This is a genomic window from Gordonia sp. i37 (genome assembly GCF_002043085.1).
GTDB lineage: Bacteria > Actinomycetota > Actinomycetes > Mycobacteriales > Mycobacteriaceae > Gordonia > Gordonia polyisoprenivorans.
Window position 1 is genome coordinate 1 of the sequence record NZ_MVPX01000641.1, and the last position, 557, is coordinate 557.

Sequence of the window (557 nt, forward strand, 5' to 3'; positions counted from 1 at the left end):
TAGCCGTAGCGAAAGCGAGTCTGAATAGGGCGTTCTATAGTCGCCGGGTCTAGACCCGAAGCGGAGTGATCTACCCATGGCCAGGGTGAAGCGCGGGTAAGACCGCGTGGAGGCCCGAACCCACTTCAGTTGAAAATGGAGGGGATGAGTTGTGGGTAGGGGTGAAAGGCCAATCAAACTCCGTGATAGCTGGTTCTCCCCGAAATGCATTTAGGTGCAGCGTGGTGTGTTTCTTGCCGGAGGTAGAGCTACTGGATGGCCGATGGGCCCTACTAGGTTACTGACGTCAGCCAAACTCCGAATGCCGGTAAGTGAGAGCACTGCAGTGAGACTGCGGGCGATAAGGTTCGTAGTCGAGAGGGAAACAGCCCAGATCGCCGGCTAAGGCCCCTAAGCGTGTACTAAGTGGAAAAGGATGTGGGGTCGCGAAGACAACCAGGAGGTTGGCTTAGAAGCAGCCACCCTTGAAAGAGTGCGTAATAGCTCACTGGTCAAGTGATCCTGCGCCGACAATGTAGCGGGGCTCAAGTACACCGCCGAAGCCGCGGCACTCACAC

The 557-nt window shown here is 56.6% G+C and carries 1 rRNA gene; it reads left to right on the forward strand.

Annotation, left to right across the window (positions count from 1 at the left end):
* A 23S ribosomal RNA gene (locus B1964_RS29120) occupies nucleotides 1-557 on the forward strand; the annotation flags it as partial.